The organism is Psychromonas arctica, assembly GCF_038155225.1.
Taxonomy (GTDB): Bacteria; Pseudomonadota; Gammaproteobacteria; order Enterobacterales; family Psychromonadaceae; genus Psychromonas; species Psychromonas arctica_B.
Genome location: NZ_JBAKBA010000158.1, coordinates 1 through 247, shown reverse-complemented (window position 1 = coordinate 247; position 247 = coordinate 1). Strand labels below are relative to the sequence as shown.

Sequence of the window (247 nt, the reverse complement as noted above, 5' to 3'; positions counted from 1 at the left end):
TCATAATTATTTTTATTAACGCGGTCTTTAAATTATGTTTCATGCTGCTCTGGCATTTTCTATCGCTTCAATGGTCGCGATGTTATTGGTTAATTTATCTTTTGGAATCATGACCATAGCAGCTCCTCAGTTGAATATTTTCAGCTTAGGTTTATCAATTAGCATGTTATTTGGTTTATTTGTTCTATGGATTACGTTATTAATTGTGCCATTCCATTTTGAAAACCAGTGGATTAAAGGAATTACT

Annotated in this window: 1 pseudogene; it reads left to right on the top strand. The window is 32.0% G+C overall.

Annotated elements, in window-relative coordinates:
- Positions 1–34: 34 nt before the first annotated feature.
- Positions 35–247 (top strand): annotated as a pseudogene (locus V6255_RS18155) (flagellar biosynthetic protein FliR); the annotation flags it as partial.